This window comes from Pseudomonas sp. RL (assembly GCF_000647775.1).
In the GTDB taxonomy this organism is placed as follows: domain Bacteria; phylum Pseudomonadota; class Gammaproteobacteria; order Pseudomonadales; family Pseudomonadaceae; genus Serpens; species Serpens flexibilis.
The window spans coordinates 1-661 of record NZ_JBOY01000181.1; the positions used below are offsets into that span (position 1 = coordinate 1).

At 63.1% G+C, this 661-nt stretch carries 1 protein-coding gene; it reads right to left on the minus strand.

Features of this window, described 5'->3' with window-relative positions; all coding sequences use genetic code 11:
- On the minus strand, positions 1–661 hold a 661-nt coding region (locus AS93_RS0117930; protein WP_027591866.1), incomplete at both ends, for a 4Fe-4S dicluster domain-containing protein.

Genomic DNA, 661 nt, shown 5'->3' on the forward strand with positions numbered 1-661 from the left:
CCAGTTGTAATAGATCTTCTTGTACGGGCAGCCGCTGATGCACATGCGCCAGCCACGGCACTTGTCCTGGTCGATCAGCACGATGCCGTCTTCCTCGCGCTTGTAGATCGCGCCGCTCGGACAGGAGGCCACGCAGCTGGGATTCAGGCAGTGCTCGCACAGGCGCGGCAGGTAGAGCATGAAGGTGTGTTCGAACTGGCCGTAGATGTCCGCCTGTATCTGGTCGAAGTTGACATCCTTGCGGCGTTTGGCGAACTCGGTGCCGAGGATTTCCTCCCAGTTCGGTCCCCATTCGATCTTGCGCATGCGCTGCCCGGAGATGCGCGAACGCGGCCGCGCGGTGGGCTGGTGCTCGCCGGCCTTGGCGGTGTGCAGGTGCTGGTAGTCGAAGGTGAAGGGTTCGTAGTAGTCGTCGATCTCGGGCAGGTCCGGGTTGGCGAAGATGTTCGCCAGAACCCGCCACTTGCCGCCGATGCGCGGGTTGATGCTGCCGTCGGCGTTGCGCACCCAGCCGCCGCGCCAGCGCTTCTGGTTGGCCCACTCCTTGGGATAGCCAATGCCGGGCTTGGTCTCGACGTTGTTGTACCAGGCGTATTCGATGCCTTCGCGGCTGGTCCAGACGTTCTTGCAGGTGATCGAGCAGGTGTGGCAGCCGATGCAC